This is a genomic window from Kribbella sp. NPDC048928 (assembly GCF_043197975.1).
Classification (GTDB): domain Bacteria; phylum Actinomycetota; class Actinomycetes; order Propionibacteriales; family Kribbellaceae; genus Kribbella.
In genome coordinates, this window is record NZ_JBICUC010000009.1 from 11,987 (window position 1) to 25,497 (window position 13,511).

Annotated in this window: 19 protein-coding genes; 9 read left to right on the plus strand and 10 right to left on the minus strand. The window is 68.9% G+C overall.

Going from position 1 to position 13,511, the window contains the following annotated elements; translation table 11 throughout:
• The first annotated feature begins 58 nt into the window (after positions 1-58).
• Together ACGFI6_RS32890 and ACGFI6_RS32895 are read left to right on the plus strand one after the other, a co-directional pair.
• Positions 59-991 carry an SDR family oxidoreductase gene (locus tag ACGFI6_RS32890; protein WP_393125549.1) on the plus strand — a complete coding sequence of 311 codons (933 nt, stop codon included), beginning with the start codon at positions 59-61 and terminating at the stop codon, positions 989-991.
• A complete protein-coding gene (locus tag ACGFI6_RS32895) occupies positions 988-1,749 on the plus strand; it encodes a class I SAM-dependent methyltransferase (protein WP_393125551.1) in 762 nt (253 codons plus the stop codon). Before ACGFI6_RS32890 ends, ACGFI6_RS32895 begins: the two co-directional genes overlap by 4 nt.
• Here the strand turns inward: ACGFI6_RS32895 and ACGFI6_RS32900 are convergent.
• Positions 1,712-2,269, minus strand: a complete 558-nt coding sequence (locus tag ACGFI6_RS32900; protein WP_393125553.1) for a GNAT family N-acetyltransferase — start codon at positions 2,267-2,269, stop codon at positions 1,712-1,714. The genes ACGFI6_RS32895 and ACGFI6_RS32900 overlap by 38 nt on opposite strands.
• 60 nt (positions 2,270-2,329) lie before the next feature.
• On the opposite strand from ACGFI6_RS32900, the gene ACGFI6_RS32905 reads away from it, so the two are divergent.
• Both ACGFI6_RS32905 and ACGFI6_RS32910 read left to right on the plus strand, forming a co-directional pair.
• Positions 2,330-2,623: a YciI family protein gene (locus ACGFI6_RS32905; RefSeq protein ID WP_393125555.1), complete on the plus strand. Its 294-nt coding sequence runs from the start codon at positions 2,330-2,332 to the stop codon at positions 2,621-2,623.
• A 267-nt stretch (positions 2,624-2,890) separates the two neighbouring features.
• Positions 2,891-3,784 carry a hypothetical protein gene (locus tag ACGFI6_RS32910; RefSeq protein ID WP_393125557.1) on the plus strand — a complete coding sequence of 298 codons (894 nt, stop codon included), beginning with the start codon at positions 2,891-2,893 and terminating at the stop codon, positions 3,782-3,784.
• Here ACGFI6_RS32910 and ACGFI6_RS32915 read toward each other — a convergent pair.
• Positions 3,733-4,503, minus strand: a complete 771-nt coding sequence (locus ACGFI6_RS32915) for an SDR family oxidoreductase (RefSeq protein WP_393125559.1) — start codon at positions 4,501-4,503, stop codon at positions 3,733-3,735. The two genes, ACGFI6_RS32910 and ACGFI6_RS32915, sit on opposite strands and share 52 nt — an antisense overlap.
• A gap of 173 nt (positions 4,504-4,676) precedes the next feature.
• Between ACGFI6_RS32915 and ACGFI6_RS32920 the strand changes: the two genes are divergently transcribed.
• The 3 genes from ACGFI6_RS32920 to ACGFI6_RS32930 all read left to right on the plus strand — a co-directional run bounded on the left by ACGFI6_RS32920 (position 4,677) and on the right by ACGFI6_RS32930 (position 6,185).
• Positions 4,677-5,054, plus strand: a complete 378-nt coding sequence (locus ACGFI6_RS32920; RefSeq protein WP_393125561.1) for a YciI family protein — start codon at positions 4,677-4,679, stop codon at positions 5,052-5,054.
• Between the two features lie 123 nt (positions 5,055-5,177).
• Positions 5,178-5,759 carry an adenylate kinase gene (locus tag ACGFI6_RS32925; RefSeq protein ID WP_393125564.1) on the plus strand — a complete coding sequence of 194 codons (582 nt, stop codon included), beginning with the start codon at positions 5,178-5,180 and terminating at the stop codon, positions 5,757-5,759.
• Positions 5,760-5,771: 12 nt separating this feature from the next.
• Positions 5,772-6,185 (plus strand): hypothetical protein, encoded by a 414-nt coding sequence (locus ACGFI6_RS32930; RefSeq protein ID WP_393125566.1) that lies wholly within the window; start codon positions 5,772-5,774, stop codon positions 6,183-6,185.
• On the opposite strand, the gene ACGFI6_RS32935 is transcribed toward ACGFI6_RS32930, so the two are convergent.
• On the minus strand, positions 6,159-6,791 hold the full coding sequence (locus tag ACGFI6_RS32935) for a hemerythrin domain-containing protein (protein WP_393125568.1): 633 nt from the start codon (positions 6,789-6,791) through the stop codon (positions 6,159-6,161). The two genes, ACGFI6_RS32930 and ACGFI6_RS32935, sit on opposite strands and share 27 nt — an antisense overlap.
• A gap of 55 nt (positions 6,792-6,846) precedes the next feature.
• Between ACGFI6_RS32935 and ACGFI6_RS32940 the strand changes: the two genes are divergently transcribed.
• Positions 6,847-7,896, plus strand: coding sequence for a biotin/lipoate A/B protein ligase family protein (locus ACGFI6_RS32940; protein WP_393125569.1), 1,050 nt, complete (start codon positions 6,847-6,849; stop codon positions 7,894-7,896).
• On the opposite strand, the gene ACGFI6_RS32945 is transcribed toward ACGFI6_RS32940, so the two are convergent.
• Genes ACGFI6_RS32945 through ACGFI6_RS32955 form a run of 3 tightly spaced genes read right to left on the minus strand, consistent with a single transcriptional unit; the run spans position 7,880 to position 9,886 of the window.
• Positions 7,880-8,704, minus strand: coding sequence for a PhzF family phenazine biosynthesis protein (locus ACGFI6_RS32945; RefSeq protein WP_393125571.1), 825 nt, complete (start codon positions 8,702-8,704; stop codon positions 7,880-7,882). The two genes, ACGFI6_RS32940 and ACGFI6_RS32945, sit on opposite strands and share 17 nt — an antisense overlap.
• Positions 8,705-8,753: 49 nt before the next feature.
• A complete protein-coding gene (locus ACGFI6_RS32950; protein ID WP_393125573.1) occupies positions 8,754-9,308 on the minus strand; it encodes a DUF6036 family nucleotidyltransferase in 555 nt (184 codons plus the stop codon).
• Positions 9,305-9,886, minus strand: coding sequence for a helix-turn-helix domain-containing protein (locus ACGFI6_RS32955; protein ID WP_393125575.1), 582 nt, complete (start codon positions 9,884-9,886; stop codon positions 9,305-9,307). The genes ACGFI6_RS32950 and ACGFI6_RS32955 overlap by 4 nt, the downstream gene beginning before the upstream one ends.
• A 55-nt stretch (positions 9,887-9,941) precedes the next feature.
• On the opposite strand from ACGFI6_RS32955, the gene ACGFI6_RS32960 reads away from it, so the two are divergent.
• Entirely contained in the window at positions 9,942-10,328 is a 387-nt protein-coding gene (locus ACGFI6_RS32960) for a VOC family protein (protein ID WP_393125577.1), read from the plus strand.
• On the opposite strand, the gene ACGFI6_RS32965 is transcribed toward ACGFI6_RS32960, so the two are convergent.
• The 4 genes from ACGFI6_RS32965 to ACGFI6_RS32980 form a co-directional block, all read right to left on the minus strand.
• A complete protein-coding gene (locus ACGFI6_RS32965) occupies positions 10,325-11,041 on the minus strand; it encodes a DUF1707 domain-containing protein (RefSeq protein WP_393125579.1) in 717 nt (238 codons plus the stop codon). The two genes, ACGFI6_RS32960 and ACGFI6_RS32965, sit on opposite strands and share 4 nt — an antisense overlap.
• Positions 11,038-11,754 (minus strand): PadR family transcriptional regulator, encoded by a 717-nt coding sequence (locus ACGFI6_RS32970; RefSeq protein WP_393125581.1) that lies wholly within the window; start codon positions 11,752-11,754, stop codon positions 11,038-11,040. Before ACGFI6_RS32970 ends, ACGFI6_RS32965 begins: the two co-directional genes overlap by 4 nt.
• A 73-nt stretch (positions 11,755-11,827) precedes the next feature.
• Positions 11,828-12,547, minus strand: a complete 720-nt coding sequence (locus tag ACGFI6_RS32975) for a DUF2993 domain-containing protein (RefSeq protein WP_393125583.1) — start codon at positions 12,545-12,547, stop codon at positions 11,828-11,830.
• Positions 12,537-13,448 carry an NAD-dependent epimerase/dehydratase family protein gene (locus ACGFI6_RS32980; RefSeq protein WP_393125585.1) on the minus strand — a complete coding sequence of 304 codons (912 nt, stop codon included), beginning with the start codon at positions 13,446-13,448 and terminating at the stop codon, positions 12,537-12,539. Before ACGFI6_RS32980 ends, ACGFI6_RS32975 begins: the two co-directional genes overlap by 11 nt.
• Positions 13,449-13,511: the final 63 nt, after the last annotated feature.

The window sequence follows — 13,511 nt, forward strand, 5'->3', positions numbered from 1 at the left end:
AGCGGTCTGATAACGTCGTAGCCATAACAGACCATCAGTCTTTTATGGAGTGTGGAGCATGTACGACGTCCCCGATCAGACCGGCAAGCTCGTCGTCGTGACCGGTGCCAACAGCGGCACCGGCAAGGAGACGGCCAAGCGGCTCGCCGCGGCCGGCGCCCGGGTGGTGATGGCGGTCCGGACCCCGGCGAAGGGCGAGGCGGCGCGCGCGGAGATCCTGTCCGAGGTCCCGGACGCGCAGCTCGAGGTGCGGCGGATCGACCTCGCCGACCTGGCCTCGGTACAGGACTTCGCCGACGGGCTCGCCGCCGACGAGTCGCACCTGGACCTGCTGGTGAACAACGCCGGTGTGATGCATCCGCCGACCCGGATGGCCACGGCGGACGGCTTCGAGCTGCAGTTCGGCTCGAACTACCTCGGCCCGTTCGCGCTCACCGTACGGCTGCTGCCGTTGATCCTGGCCGCTCCGGCGCCGCGGATCGCGACCATGTCGAGCGGTGCGGCGTACCTGGGCAAGCTCAACTTCGACGACCTCCAGTGGGAGCGGCGCTATCGGCGGATGCCGGCGTACGCCCAGTCGAAGCTCGCCGACCTGATGCTCAGCAACCACCTCGCCAAGCTGTCGACCGACCAGGACTGGGGTCTCCGCAGCGTTGCCGCGCACCCGGGCTTTACCCGGACGAACTTGATGGCCGCCGGCTCCAGCCTCGGGCGCGAGCGCCCGTCGGCCCTCGTCCGGCTCGGCTACCGCCTGAACCCGCTGCCGTCGCAGGGTGTCGAGATCGGCGCCGAGCCGCTGCTGTTCGCCGCCGCCGATCCGGCCGCGGAGGCCGGCGCGTTCTACGGCCCGGCGCACCGACTCGGTCTGGTCGGTCCGACCACCGTCGTCCGCAACCCGAAGACTGCGACCGACCAGGCGGTCAACGCCCGGCTGTGGCAGGTCTCCGAGACCCTGACGGGAGTCGCGCTGCCTTCTATCCTGCGGAAGTGAGCGAATGGTCGAGTGGGGGAATCTACGAGTCGTACGTCGGCCGCTGGAGCAGGCTCGTCGCGCCTGAGTTCACCGGCTGGCTGGATCGGCCGGCGGGGCAGCGCTGGCTCGACGTCGGCTGCGGTACGGGCGCGCTGACCAGCACGATCCTGCGGACGGCGGACCCGGCGTCGGTGCTCGGCGTCGACCCGTCGGAGGGGTTCGTGCAGTACGCCCGGCAGGCTGTCGACGATCCGCGGGCCGGCTTCGAGGTCCGGTCCGCGGCCGAGTTGCCCGACGGGCCGTACGACGTGATCGTTGCCGGGCTGGTGCTCAACTTCATCCCGGACCGCGTCGAGGCGCTGCGCCGGATGCGCGAGATCGGTACGACGGTCGCCGTCTACGTCTGGGACTACGCAGGCGGCATGCAGTTGATGCGGTACTTCTTCGACGCGATGGCCGACCTCCGCCCGCAGGACCGCGACCACGACGAGGGCCGCCGCTTCCCGTTCTGTACGGCGGAAGGCCTGGAGGGACTGTTCCGCGAGGCCGGATTCGAGGACGTGCGGACGCGGGAGATCGTCGTACCGACGGTGTTCGAGTCGTTCGACGACTACTGGCAGCCGTTCCTCGGCGGGCAGGGCGTCGCACCGGCGTACTTGCGCAGTCTGGACGCCGCGGACCAGGAGGCGATGCGGGACGCCGTACGGGAACGGTTGCCGATCGGTGCGGACGGGGCGATCAGGCTGACGGCGCGGGCGTGGGCTGCGGCCGGCTGAGGTAGTCGTCCCGCAGGTAGCCGAACAGCACGTCGTCGGTCCACTCGCCTTTGAACCAGGTGTTGGACGGCCGCAGACCTTCGCGGGTGAAGCCGACGCGTTCGAGCAGCCGGACCGACGCGGTGTTGCGGGCGTCCGCCTCGGCGCTCACCCGATGCAGTTCGCGGTCGACGAAGAGGTGCTGGAGCAGGCCGTGCACAGCCTCGGACGCGTAGCCCTGGCCCTGGTACTGCGCCGCGAGCGTGAAGCCTAGGTCGGCCTGCAGCAGGTTCTCGTGCAGGTTCAGACCGAGATCGCCGATCAGTACGCCGTCCAGGTCGACGGCGTACTGGAACCAGCCGGGTGCCTTCGGATCACCCTGGGCGAACCGCTCGACGGTCTGCTGCGCGTCGGCGAGCGGCAGCGGCGGCTCCCAGGACTGGAAGCGGGCGACGACCGGATCCGAGCGGTACGCGGCGAACTGCTCGGCGTCCGCGGGCGAGAAGCGGCGCACGGTCAGCCGCTCGGTGTGCACGAACATCGGCCCATCATGTCAAGAGTGCCCGCTCGGCTCCGTCGTACTTAGGAGAGGAGAGCGCCGATGAAGTTCCTACTGATCCTGCAGGGTGCCGGTGACGCACGCCTGCCACGCGACGAGTTCGAGCGGGTCGCGCGCGACGCCGGCGAACTGGTCGGCGGCGAGCTGCTCGCCGACCCGCAACTGTCCGTCCAGCTGCCGGCGAGCGAGCCGACCCGCATCGATGGGTACTACGTGGTCGACGTCGAGAGCCGCGACCGCGCCGTCGAACTCGCCCACCTGCTGCCGGACGCACGAGCCGCCGACCGCTCCGTCGAGATCCGCGCCCTCATGCACCCAGCCGCCGCCGACTTCTAGCGAGGTTGTTGTGCAGCTCGACAGTACGTATATGTCCACTGGCAACTCGGCCACGCTCAGCTGATGGCCGGATCAGGCCTAGTGGACATATACGTACTGTCGAGCTGTCCACCGAAAACTCGTCGCGCCGGCGCCGCTGGTTCGGCGATGATGGGTGCATGTCCGCTGCTCCGGCTGCTGCCGCTTTCTGATCGCGCTCTGTCGCCGATCAAGCCCGTCCATACCGACGGGCTCCGAAGTGTGCAGTCGACCAGCCTTGGAGCCTTTGTGACTTCTCAGTCCTGGGTCGAGATCGCGTGTGACGAGTCGGGGTTCTCCGGAACCAACCTGCTCGACCCCGCCTCGCCCGTCATTACCCATGCCAGTACGGACCTCGACACCGCCGCGGCCGCCGACGTGATCGCCGTACTGCGGAACCGCCTGCGCCGGCGTTCGGAGTTCAAGTCCAACCAATTGCTGCGCCCCGAGCAGCGCCCCGCACTCGAGTGGCTGCTCGCGGAGCTGCGCGGGCGTGCCCACGTGCTGTCGATCGACAAGACCGCGTACGTCGCCGCGCGGGTGCTCGAGCTGTTCACCGAGGAGCCGTCGTACGGAGCGGGAACCGGGCTCGGTACGGATCATTCGGAGGTGGTCGCGGCGCTGCGGCACCGGACCGGGTTCCTGGGCGCGTTCGTCGACCTCACCCGGACGAAGCGGGTGCGGCTGATGGATCACGTGGCGGTCGACCGGTTCATCGCGACGATACCGGCCGACGTTGCGGCGCTGCGCCCCGTGACCCGGGCGCGGGTCGAGGAGATGATGCAGCGGCTGATCGACGAGGACCCGGAGCTTCCGCCGCCGCTGGAACCGCTGGTGCCCGCGCTCGCCTCGACGCTGCTGCACTGGAGCGCCGGCGGACGCTCGGTCGCTGTCGTGCACGACGAGCAGAGTGCGCTCACGCCAGGACGGGTCGCCCGGCTGGGTGCGTACCTCGCCGAACAGCTGCAGCCCCCGCCGCTGAAGTCGTTCGTCCAGGTGGACTCGCGGGACGACCCGCGGGTCCAGGTGGCCGATCTGCTCGCCGGGATCGCGCGTCGCCCTGCACCGGACCTGGTGGAGCTCTTGGAGCCCTACACCCGGACGGCAGCACGCTGGGCGGCGACGAACTCGTCCCAGGTGTGAGTACCGACATCGGCGCCGGTCAGCGTCAGGTTGTCGCCCGCGCGGTACACCTTGCCCGCCTTGCCGGGTACGCGGATCGGCAGCGACAACCGGTGCTTGCCGGTGGCCCGGAGGTAGTCGTGGGCCAGTTCGCCCAGGCTGTAGACCGTCGGTCCGACCAGGTCGGCGACGAGGCCCTGCGGTTCGCCGAGCGTGAGTTCGGCGAGGCGTACGGCCACGTCCCGGCCGTCGACGGGCTGGAACCGGATCCCGCCTGGGATCGGCAGTACCGGCAGCTTCGCCATCGCCCGCACCGTGTTCCAGGCGAAGTCGTGCAGCTGAGCGACCCGCAGTACGGTCGACGGGATCGACGACCCGCGGATCGCCTGCTCGGCGCCGAGCTTGGACTTGAAGTAGGTCAGCGGCAACTTGTCGACCGCGGTCACCGAGATGTGCACCAGGTGGCCGACCTTCGCCTGCTCGGCCGCCTTGACCAGGTTGCGGGTGCCGAGATCGTCGCCCTTCGGCCCGCCGGCCAGGTGCAGGATCACGTCGACGCCGGCCACGGCCTGGTCCAGCCCGTCGCCCTTCAGCAGGTCGACGGCCATGTACTCGACGCCGTCGCCGCGGTCGCCCGCGTTCCGGCTGAGGACCCGGACCGTACGGCCGGCCGCCTGGAAGAGCGGCACCACCTGCCTGCCGATGTTTCCGGTTCCGCCCGTCACCAGGATCGTGGTCATGGGATTCGCTCCGTTCTGTGGGTTCTGAAGCGCTGACGGAGCGCGGTGGGCAGAGTGTGACCGAATGTGAGCTGGAATACATTCGGGCAAAATGTCGAGGGCCTGTCGGCCTCTACGACGTTCGGGGTGCACGGGCGCAGCACGGCGTACCGGCACAACCTGGAGGTTCTCTCATGAAGTACGTGGTCCTCATCCACTCCAACCCGCAGCCGTGGGGGCACCCGACGATCGACTTCACCGAGATCGGCAAGGCAGTGCCGGCGGACGAGCGGGCGGCGATGGGCAAGGAGTTCGACGAGATGCTGGCCGAGCTGTCGGCATCCGGGGAACTCGTCAGCGGGCTCGCACTGGACGCCCCGTCGACTGCGCGGACGTACCGCTCGGACGGAAGGAAGCCGGTCAGCACCGACGGCCCGTACGCCGAGTCGAAGGAGCAGCTGGCCGGCTTCTTCGTCCTCGACTGCGCGACCCGGGACCGGGCCGAGGAGCTGGCGGCCAAGTTCGCGGGACCCGGCGATGTGATCGAGCTCCGTCCGGAAATGGAATTCTGAGCTGGCTCGCGGACAGTAATGCGCGGGTGTGACCTACTTCGGAACATCAGAGTGACGTACGCCGTACCGCGACGGCGGCCGGTCCCATAATCTAAGGGGCTTACCGAGAGTCAGGAGCGCGCGGTGACGACTGTCTTGCTGATGGGCCCGCCGGGGGCGGGTAAGGGAACACACGCCGGCCACCTGGCCGAGTACCTCGGTGTGCCCGTCATCTCCACCGGCGACCTCTTCCGTCGCAACATTGCGGAAGGCACCGAACTCGGCCGGACCGCGCAGCGCTACCTCGACGCGGGGGAGTACGTACCCGACGAGGTCACCAACGACATGGTCCGCGACCGCCTCGCGGCGACGGATGCCCGTCCCGGCTTCGTCCTGGACGGGTACCCGCGCACCCTGGACCAGGCCGGTGTCCTGGACGGCATCCTCGACGGGCAAGGGCGTTCGCTCGACGCCGCCGTCGTCCTGCAGGTGCACCCCGACGCGCTCGTCACCCGGCTGCTGAAGCGCGCCGAGATCGAGCACCGCTCGGACGACACCGAAGACGTCATCCGCCGGCGCTTCGAGGTCTACCACGAACAGACCGCACCCCTGTTCGACTTCTACGCCGCCCGCGGCATCCACCACGAGGTAGACGCCTCCCCAGACATCAACACCGTCCGAACCCACGTCCGCCACGTAGCCGTCCAACTAAAACTCGCCGCCTGACGCAGCTGGCCGATGCGCACCCTGGGTTCCGGAGGCCCGTTCTTCGAACAACCGTGGGACGAGACGTACGAGTTCCTTCGCGGGATGGCGGACGAGCACCCCAAGTTCGAGCACATGGTCGCTGTGGCGGAGAGCGTGATCCGGACCGAGTCCACTGAGTTGCTGGCGGGAACCTTGTCGATGCACGACATTCTTGTGCTGCCGCGGCCGCTCACGGGGCCGCCGTACGAGGTGATCGCGGTCCGGTCGCCCAGCTCGCTTCGCAAGCCGGCTCCTGGAACGGTGCGGATCGAGCACCTGTCGTTGAGTGGGCGTGACGAGGTGATCGATCGTCCGGTAGCGGATGCGGTGCGGCTGTTCTGGCGGTTCGTGTGGGAGAAGTTCGGCGTCCGTCCGGCGTCAGGGGTGCCAGGTGGGGGAGATTGAGTTGCGGTAGGTGCGGGCGAAGAGGGTGGTGAGGAGGATCAGTACGGGTTTGGGGATGGTGGTGGTGATGGCGGCGGACTCGGTGGGGGTGGCGCCGTCGAGGACCCAGGCGAAGAAGGTGCCGCCTTGGACGGGGCCGACCTTGGAGAACTCGCGGCCCATCGCCTTCAGCTCGGGTGAGCCCTCGTTCGCCAGGTAGACGGGCTCGATCTCCGCCTCTTCGTGGTCGAGGTGCTGGACCGTGACCCGCTGCAGTTCCTGCATCGCGGTGTGCGCGGCGGCCGCGTCGTCTGCGGTGGCGGACCGCTGGAGCGCTCCCATCGTCGTACGGGCGGCCGCGAGTGCGCTCGCCATCGTGTCGTGCTCGGCGTCCAGCTGCGCCAGCAGGTCCCGGCTCACGCCGAGCTTTTCCAACGCCGGCCAGGAGATCTCGTGCTCACCCTCGTGGTGCCGGGTGAGTTGGGCGTCGAAGTTCTGCCAGGCTGTCTCGAGCTGAGCAGCCCGCGTACGGTCCCCGGCCGGGAACCGCCGAAGTGCGTCGAGGAATCGATCCAGGTCCCGCCGGACGGCGGCATGGATCGCCTTGTTCATGCTCATCTCCGTCATGGGGCGGAGTATGCGTCGGGGAACAACCGTTGACCAGAGCAAGTTGGTGATGAATATGCATGGTGAGTACAAGGTCCCGGGCGGGAAGCTCGTCGTCGCGGACCTCGACGTGGTGGACGAGCGGGTGCGTTCCGCGCAGATCTCCGGCGACTTCTTCCTCGAGCCGGACGACGCGCTCGAGCGGATCAACGGTGCGCTCGCCGGCCTCCAGGTGGACACGGCCGCGGCGCAGATCGCCGCCCGGGTCCGCGGGGCGCTCGGTGACGGCGTCGAGATGATCGGGTTCGCACCCGAGTCGGTCGCGGTTGCCGTCCGGCGTGCGTTGACCGGGGCAACAGGTTGGCGTGACCATCAATGGCAGTTCGTCCACGACGTACCGCGGGCGCCGGCGTTGCAGATGGCGCTCGACGAGGTGCTGACCGAGCAGGTCGGTTCGGGTGAGCGCCCGCCGACGCTGCGGGTCTGGGAGTGGGCGTCGAACGCGGTCATCATCGGCAGCTTCCAGTCGGTACGGAACGAGGTCGACCTGGACGGGGCGGCCAAGCACGACGTGACTGTCGTACGCCGGATCAGCGGCGGCGGCGCGATGTTCGTGGAGCCGGGCAACACGATCACCTACTCGCTGTACGTTCCGGAGTCGCTCGTCTCCGGGCTGTCGTTCGTCGACTCGTACGCGTTCCTCGACGACTGGGTCATTGGTGCGCTCAACGATCTCGGCATCGCGGCGACCTACCAGCCGATCAACGACATCACCTCGCCGGCCGGCAAGATCGCGGGCGCCGCGCAGAAGCGGTTCGCCGGCGGTGCGGTACTGCACCACGTGACGATGGCCTACGACATGGACGCGGGCAAGATGGTCCAGGTACTGCGGATCGGTCGGGAGAAGCTCTCCGACAAGGGGACCACGAGCGCCAACAAGCGCGTCGACCCGCTGCGCAGCCAGACCGGTCTCGACCGCGCTGACGTGATCTCGCGGATGGTTGGTACGTTCCGGAACCGGTACGGGCTCGAAGCCGGCGCGATCGACGCCGCGACCGTCGAGCTCGCTCAGGAGCGGGTCGCGGCCAAGTTCGGCACCGAGGAGTGGCTTACGCGGGTGCCGTGATCGGTACCGCGTTGCCGCTGACCCGTACACGGCTGTCGTCGGGGCGCAGTTCGACCGTTATCAGGCTCGGGCGCCCGAGATCGTCGCCCTGGTGCAGCGTGATGGCCGGCTGCGCCAGGCCGAGCTCACGGAGGTACGCGCCGAACGCCGCCGCGGCCGCACCCGTCGCCGGATCCTCGACCACACCGCCGACCGGGAACGGATCGCGTACGTGGAAGACGGTCGGCGACTCCCGCCAGACGAGCTGCAGCGTGGTGAGATCGCGTTCGAGCATGTACGCGGTCAGCCCGTCGAAGTCGTACTCCAGGTCAGCGAGTCGTTGCCTGGTCGCCGTACTCAGGACGAGATGCCGCGCGCCCGCGTACGCGATCCTCGGCGGCAACTCGGGATTGAGCTCCTCGGCTGACCAGCCGAGCAGCTTGAGTACGTCCTGGATGTCGCCGGCCTCCTCGACGTGCGGCTCGACGCTGGTCAGCGTGGCGCGCAGGTCGTCGTCGACCATGACCGGCACCAGGCCGGCAGCCGTCGAGAACACGATCTCGCCCGGACCGTTCCGCTCGGCGATCGCGACCGCCGTCGCGACGGTCGCATGCCCGCAGAACGGGACCTCGGCCTTGGGAGAGAAGTAGCGCACCGGCTGGACATCGGTCGCCTCCTCGGTGAGGAACGCGGTCTCGGAGTACCCCACGTCGGCGGCAATCGCCTGCATCGTGTCGTCGTCAAGACCACGCGCATCCAGCACCACACCAGCCGGATTACCCCCAGCCGGATCCAACGTAAAGGCCGCATACCGCAGTACAGACGTCATGCCCCCATCAAACCAGCCCCACCCCACCGCCAGCTCGCGTGTCCACGGACTAGAGCTGCCCTGCCTGATCGGCGATCTGTTGCACGTACTCCACTAGATGCGGATCGTGTTCCTGGAACGGGTAGGCGGAATGGTAGGCACCAACAGCTGCCTGGGCGCTGCCGAATCGGCACCTCGGCCACAGGACGATCATGTCCTCGTGATCGGGCGCCCGTCCGGCCAGCAGCTTCATCAGGAAGACCTGGTCAGGAGACGGTCCGAGGACCGTGAGATTGCTGTGTCCGTAGAGCACCTCACACTCGTCGAGTTCCAGCCCCGTGGGCGTGAATGGCACCGCAGAGTCGTTGATCCAATCGGACCGCAGGCCATGCCGGTCTGCGATCTGCCGTACGACGACTTGCACTTCAGTGGTCAGCTTGGTCAGCGAGTCGATGTCTGCCGTCGATTCTCGGAGGTCGTGCAGAGCGAGGTACGAGCCGCCGACCACGACGAGGCGGCAGACGAGATCTCGCCTTGCGAGTTCGTCTGCGAGCTCTCCAAGATGTGCGACGATCTCGGCTTTGCCGAGGACGGCTGGACCGACTGGCTCGCCGGAGGAACTCAAGCTGCGTCACGCCAGAGGTCGTGGGCGGCCAGCCAGATGTTCCGGGCAGCCAGTTGCGCTGGAGCCTGTGTGCGCGCGCGCCGGACGCGGGCCGGTGTGCCGGGGGATTCCCACGGGGACGGCGCAGGCGGCACCGATCTTGTCCACCGCGGCCGCGGAATCCCGGCGTCGTCCGCGAGCTTCTCCGCGATGCCGGCCAGGAGTGCGTCGAAGGCGGGATCGCCGGTCCGGCGCGGGGGAGACTCGATTGCGTCGGCCGTGAGCTCGGGATGCGCGCGAACTTGATCGAGGTAGCCGCGTAGGCGCGTCCAGTTGACCTTCCGAATCCTGCCGGCCGAGTAGGCATCAGTGAGCCCATCGATCGAGGGTTCGCGTGCCGGAGCGGCGGGGGCGACCGTGATTGTGAGGCGCCGGCCAGCGGCTGCCATCAGCCGCGTCAGCATGGTGATCGTCGGATCGGTCGACCCGGACTCGATGCGCGACACCGTGGAGGTCGGGACCCCTGCTCTGGTCGCGAGAGCGCTGCGCGACAGTCCTGCCTCCTCGCGCGCACTCGTCAGCAGTTCACCCGGGTTCATGCTTTGTAGCTTATATGCAACAGCCTGGGCGGACAAGCGGCGTAGCGTCCGACGCATGGAGCAGCTCGGGTACGTGATCTTGTACGTAGAAGATCTGAAGGTTTCGGTGGGGTTTTACCGGGATGTGGTGGGGCTGGCGTACAAGTTCACGGATGCGGGGTACGCGGAGTTCGACGCCGGGCGGGTGCGGTTCGCGTTGTACGAGCGACGGCGGGCCGAGTGGTTGACCGGGCGGGCGGTGGCGCCGGGGGCCGGTGGGGAGGTGGTGGTGATGGTGGACGACGTGAATACGTATGCAGAGCGCTTCGCCGCAGCCGGCGTACCGGTGCTGAGCGGGCCTGTGGACCGTCCGTGGGGACACCGGACGGTCCACATCGCAGACCCGGACGGGTTCGTCGTCGAGTTCGCGGAGGAGATCCCGCGAGCCCGTCAGCGGCGTTAGCGGTGGTGCCAGCGGCGGCGGGTGATGCCGCTGATCATCACGAGCCAGAACATGCCCCAGAGCAGCCACGGTGCGGCCAGTGCGACCGAGCTGATCACCAGTCCGATCATCAAGAACGGCGCGATCATCAAGAACGCCGGTGGTGGTCCGGGCCGGCGGCGGAGATTACCCGGGCCGCCCTGCAGCGGTTGCAGCTCTCTGGACCTGGGCAGCTCGTCGAACAGCGGCTCGAGCTCGTCGGAGTACCGTGCTCGGGTCGCCTGCTCGCTGCGTTCCTCGAACTCGGCCTGCGTCAACCGTCCGGCCACGAAGTGGTCGCTCAGCAACGACACCGCCTGGTCCCGCTCGGCGTCCCCGATCCGCACCCGTTTCGCCGGCACACCACCACCCCCTGTTCGGCCCCCTATGCCCCGCGCGTCCTGGCGTTGGCCGTCCCACGGGCTGTCTTGGGGGATGTCTGCGGTTGGCTCTTGGTCCGCTTCGCTCCACGCGGCGGCTCGCCAGTCGCCGCTCCAGCCGCGGGCGTGCCAATCGCCACCCCAGCTGCGCTGCCGTCGGTCGCCGTTCCAGTCGGCCCCGTCCGAACCCGTAGCGTTCGAACCCGGCCCGTTCCAGCCGGGGCCGCTCCATCCCGGTCCGTTCCAGCCCTGCCAGTCGCGCCGGCGGCGGCCGGCGGGACCGCCGCGGCGGCGGTCCCGGTCCTGCGAACTCATGAACGGTCCTGCTCGGTACCGTCGTCCTCCTCGGCGAGGATCCCGTACAGCTTGCGGCGCAGGTCGGCGACCGCGTCGCGCGCCCGTGCCTGCTGCTCCGGCGTACCGCTCGCGAGGATCTGCCACATCGCCGTCGCGACCTGCCCGAACAGCGGCTTGAACCCGTTCTCGTCGTCACCGGTAGGCGGGGCGCTCATCGCCTCCCACGGCGCGGACACCTCGTCCTGGTGCTCGGCAACGTACGTCCGGCCCTCGTCGGTCAGCTGGAACGTCCGCCGCCCGACCTCCGCGTCCGCCGTCACCAGGCCCTCGTCCTCGAGCTGCTGCAGCGTCGGGTAGATCGAGCCGGGGCTCGGCTTCCACACGCCGCCACTGCGCTCGGCGATCTCCTGGATGATCCCGTACCCGTTCATCGGCTGCTCCGCGAGCACGGCCAGGATCGCCGCCCGTACGTCGCCACGCCGCGCCTTGGGCCCCCGCCACCGCGGCGGCGGTCCCCACGGCGGCCCGAACATCTGCCCGCCGCCGAACATCCCCCACTGCGGCCCGAAGTGCTGCTGCTGGTGCCCGCGGGTCGCGCGGCGGCCAGTCATCGCCGCGCGCAGCTCGTCCTTGATCTCGTCGAAGCTCGGGCAGCCGCGCCCGAACTGCCGCTCGAACTGCCGCACGAAGTCCTGCCACGGAAAGCCCGCGGCGTACGCCGATCCGGTCATCTCGACCACCCGTCCCTGAAAAGTGATTGCGATAGTTCGACGATATATCGCGAACCATCGCAACCCAAGGGACTCACTTGCTGAACTTCAGGTCCTTCACGGTCGCGGTCAGGATCGCCGAGTTGTCCTCGACGGAGATCCCGGTGAGCTGGGCGCCGAACGGCAGCTCGGGGATCGTGATGCCGCGGGCGAGCTCGCTGCGCATCGCGGTCTGGACGGCCTGCGGCACCGCGTCCGACAGCTGCCCGACCTGCAGCGCGATCTTGCCGCCCTGGACCTGCGGCACCAGCGGTACGTCGAGGTCGATCCCGCGCAGCGTCAGCTTCGCGTGCAGCTTGCCGTCGACGACAGCCATCGACAGCCCGTCGAGGCCGGTGCTCTTCACCGCCAGCCGGCCGAGCTCGCGCGGCGACAGCTGCAGGCGCATGTCGGTCGACCCGACCTGCACCGCGCCGGACTGCTCGGTGATCAGCGACCGCGGCACGTGCACGTCGTGCAGCTCGACCTTCAGATCCTCACCCGGTACGCCGGAGAACGTCGGCTTCTCCATCGTCAGCGTGACCTTGGAGAAGTCCTCCTTGACCAGCTGCGGCAAGAACCCGAACCCGCCGATCTTCACCGAGGTGCCGGCCGAGCGGACGTCGTACTGCCTGGCCTCCTTCTCGGCCATCGACGCGAGCTGGTTCTCGGCGACGTACGCCGCGGCGCGGTCGACGACGATCACGAGGATCGCCAGCACCACCAGCGTCACGATGAGCCGGCGCAACCCCCGGCCCTTCCTGCTAGGACTCATCCCTGCCCTTCCCGATCATCTCCCGGAGCGCGTCGTCGGTCGCCGCCGCTTCGATGCCAAAGGCAACTGTCGCCGCGGTCGAGTCGACCACGAACGGCCGCTGCCACTGGTACTGCATCTCCACCATCTCCCGTGCGGCCGCGTCGGCCAGCCCCGCCAGCCGTAGTACCAAGGTAGGCATGGAGCCAACCCGGGCTGCGGGCGCACCTGCCAGTACGGCGGCACGCTCCGCCAACTGCCGTACCGAGAGCGGCGCCGGCGTCGGCGCGTGCCACGCCCGGCCCCATGCGTTCTCGTCGGCGGCGACCGCGATCAGCGTCCGTGCGACGTCACCGGTGTACGTCCAGCTGTGCGGCGCGTCGAGGTCGCCGGGCATCACACCGCGTTTCCCGGCGATCACCTTCGGCAGTACGGTCACGCTGAACGGCGACACCGCACCGGCGCCCAGGTAGTCGGAGCCGCGCACCTCGGCCGTCCTGATCCGCCCGGCCTTGTGCGCCTCGAGCGCATCGTTCCAGAGCTGTACGCGTACCTGCCCCTTCACCGTGTTCGGCCGCAACGGGAGGTCCTCTGTGATGGGCCCGTCGACCGGTCCGTACCCGTACAGGTTCCCCGTACTGACCAGCACCGCCCCGGACGCCTCGGCCGCCGCGATCAGCGCCGCGTTGAGCGGCGGCCACTCCGTGGTCCACTTGTCGTACGGCGGTCCCGCGCACGAGTAGATCGCGCTAGCACCCTCGACGTACTGCGTCAGCCCGCTCTTGGCATCAGCCGCGACCCGCTCCGCCCCGTCCGGCCCACTGCCCGAACGGGTGATCACCCGGACCTGTTCACCTCTCGCCAGCAGCAGCCGAGCAACGGCACCCCCAACAGCACCAGCACCCACAACAACGTGCACCATCGCCCCTTCCCGCGACCAGCCCACACAGTACTCACTAGAAGGGGGTGCGCTTGGCTTACAGTT

Coding starts and splice junctions, on each gene's coding strand:
- ACGFI6_RS32890 (WP_393125549.1), top strand. CDS start 59: ATGTACGACGTCCCCGATCAGACCGGCAAGCTCGTCGTCGTGACCGGT.
- ACGFI6_RS32900 (WP_393125553.1), bottom strand. CDS start 2,269: ATGTTCGTGCACACCGAGCGGCTGACCGTGCGCCGCTTCTCGCCCGCG.
- ACGFI6_RS32905 (WP_393125555.1), top strand. CDS start 2,330: ATGAAGTTCCTACTGATCCTGCAGGGTGCCGGTGACGCACGCCTGCCA.
- ACGFI6_RS32915 (WP_393125559.1), bottom strand. CDS start 4,503: ATGACCACGATCCTGGTGACGGGCGGAACCGGAAACATCGGCAGGCAG.
- ACGFI6_RS32920 (WP_393125561.1), top strand. CDS start 4,677: ATGAAGTACGTGGTCCTCATCCACTCCAACCCGCAGCCGTGGGGGCAC.
- ACGFI6_RS32930 (WP_393125566.1), top strand. CDS start 5,772: ATGCGCACCCTGGGTTCCGGAGGCCCGTTCTTCGAACAACCGTGGGAC.
- ACGFI6_RS32935 (WP_393125568.1), bottom strand. CDS start 6,791: ATGACGGAGATGAGCATGAACAAGGCGATCCATGCCGCCGTCCGGCGG.
- ACGFI6_RS32940 (WP_393125569.1), top strand. CDS start 6,847: ATGCATGGTGAGTACAAGGTCCCGGGCGGGAAGCTCGTCGTCGCGGAC.
- ACGFI6_RS32945 (WP_393125571.1), bottom strand. CDS start 8,704: ATGACGTCTGTACTGCGGTATGCGGCCTTTACGTTGGATCCGGCTGGG.
- ACGFI6_RS32955 (WP_393125575.1), bottom strand. CDS start 9,886: ATGAACCCGGGTGAACTGCTGACGAGTGCGCGCGAGGAGGCAGGACTG.
- ACGFI6_RS32960 (WP_393125577.1), top strand. CDS start 9,942: ATGGAGCAGCTCGGGTACGTGATCTTGTACGTAGAAGATCTGAAGGTT.
- ACGFI6_RS32965 (WP_393125579.1), bottom strand. CDS start 11,041: ATGAGTTCGCAGGACCGGGACCGCCGCCGCGGCGGTCCCGCCGGCCGC.
- ACGFI6_RS32970 (WP_393125581.1), bottom strand. CDS start 11,754: ATGACCGGATCGGCGTACGCCGCGGGCTTTCCGTGGCAGGACTTCGTG.
- ACGFI6_RS32975 (WP_393125583.1), bottom strand. CDS start 12,547: ATGAGTCCTAGCAGGAAGGGCCGGGGGTTGCGCCGGCTCATCGTGACG.
- ACGFI6_RS32980 (WP_393125585.1), bottom strand. CDS start 13,448: ATGGTGCACGTTGTTGTGGGTGCTGGTGCTGTTGGGGGTGCCGTTGCT.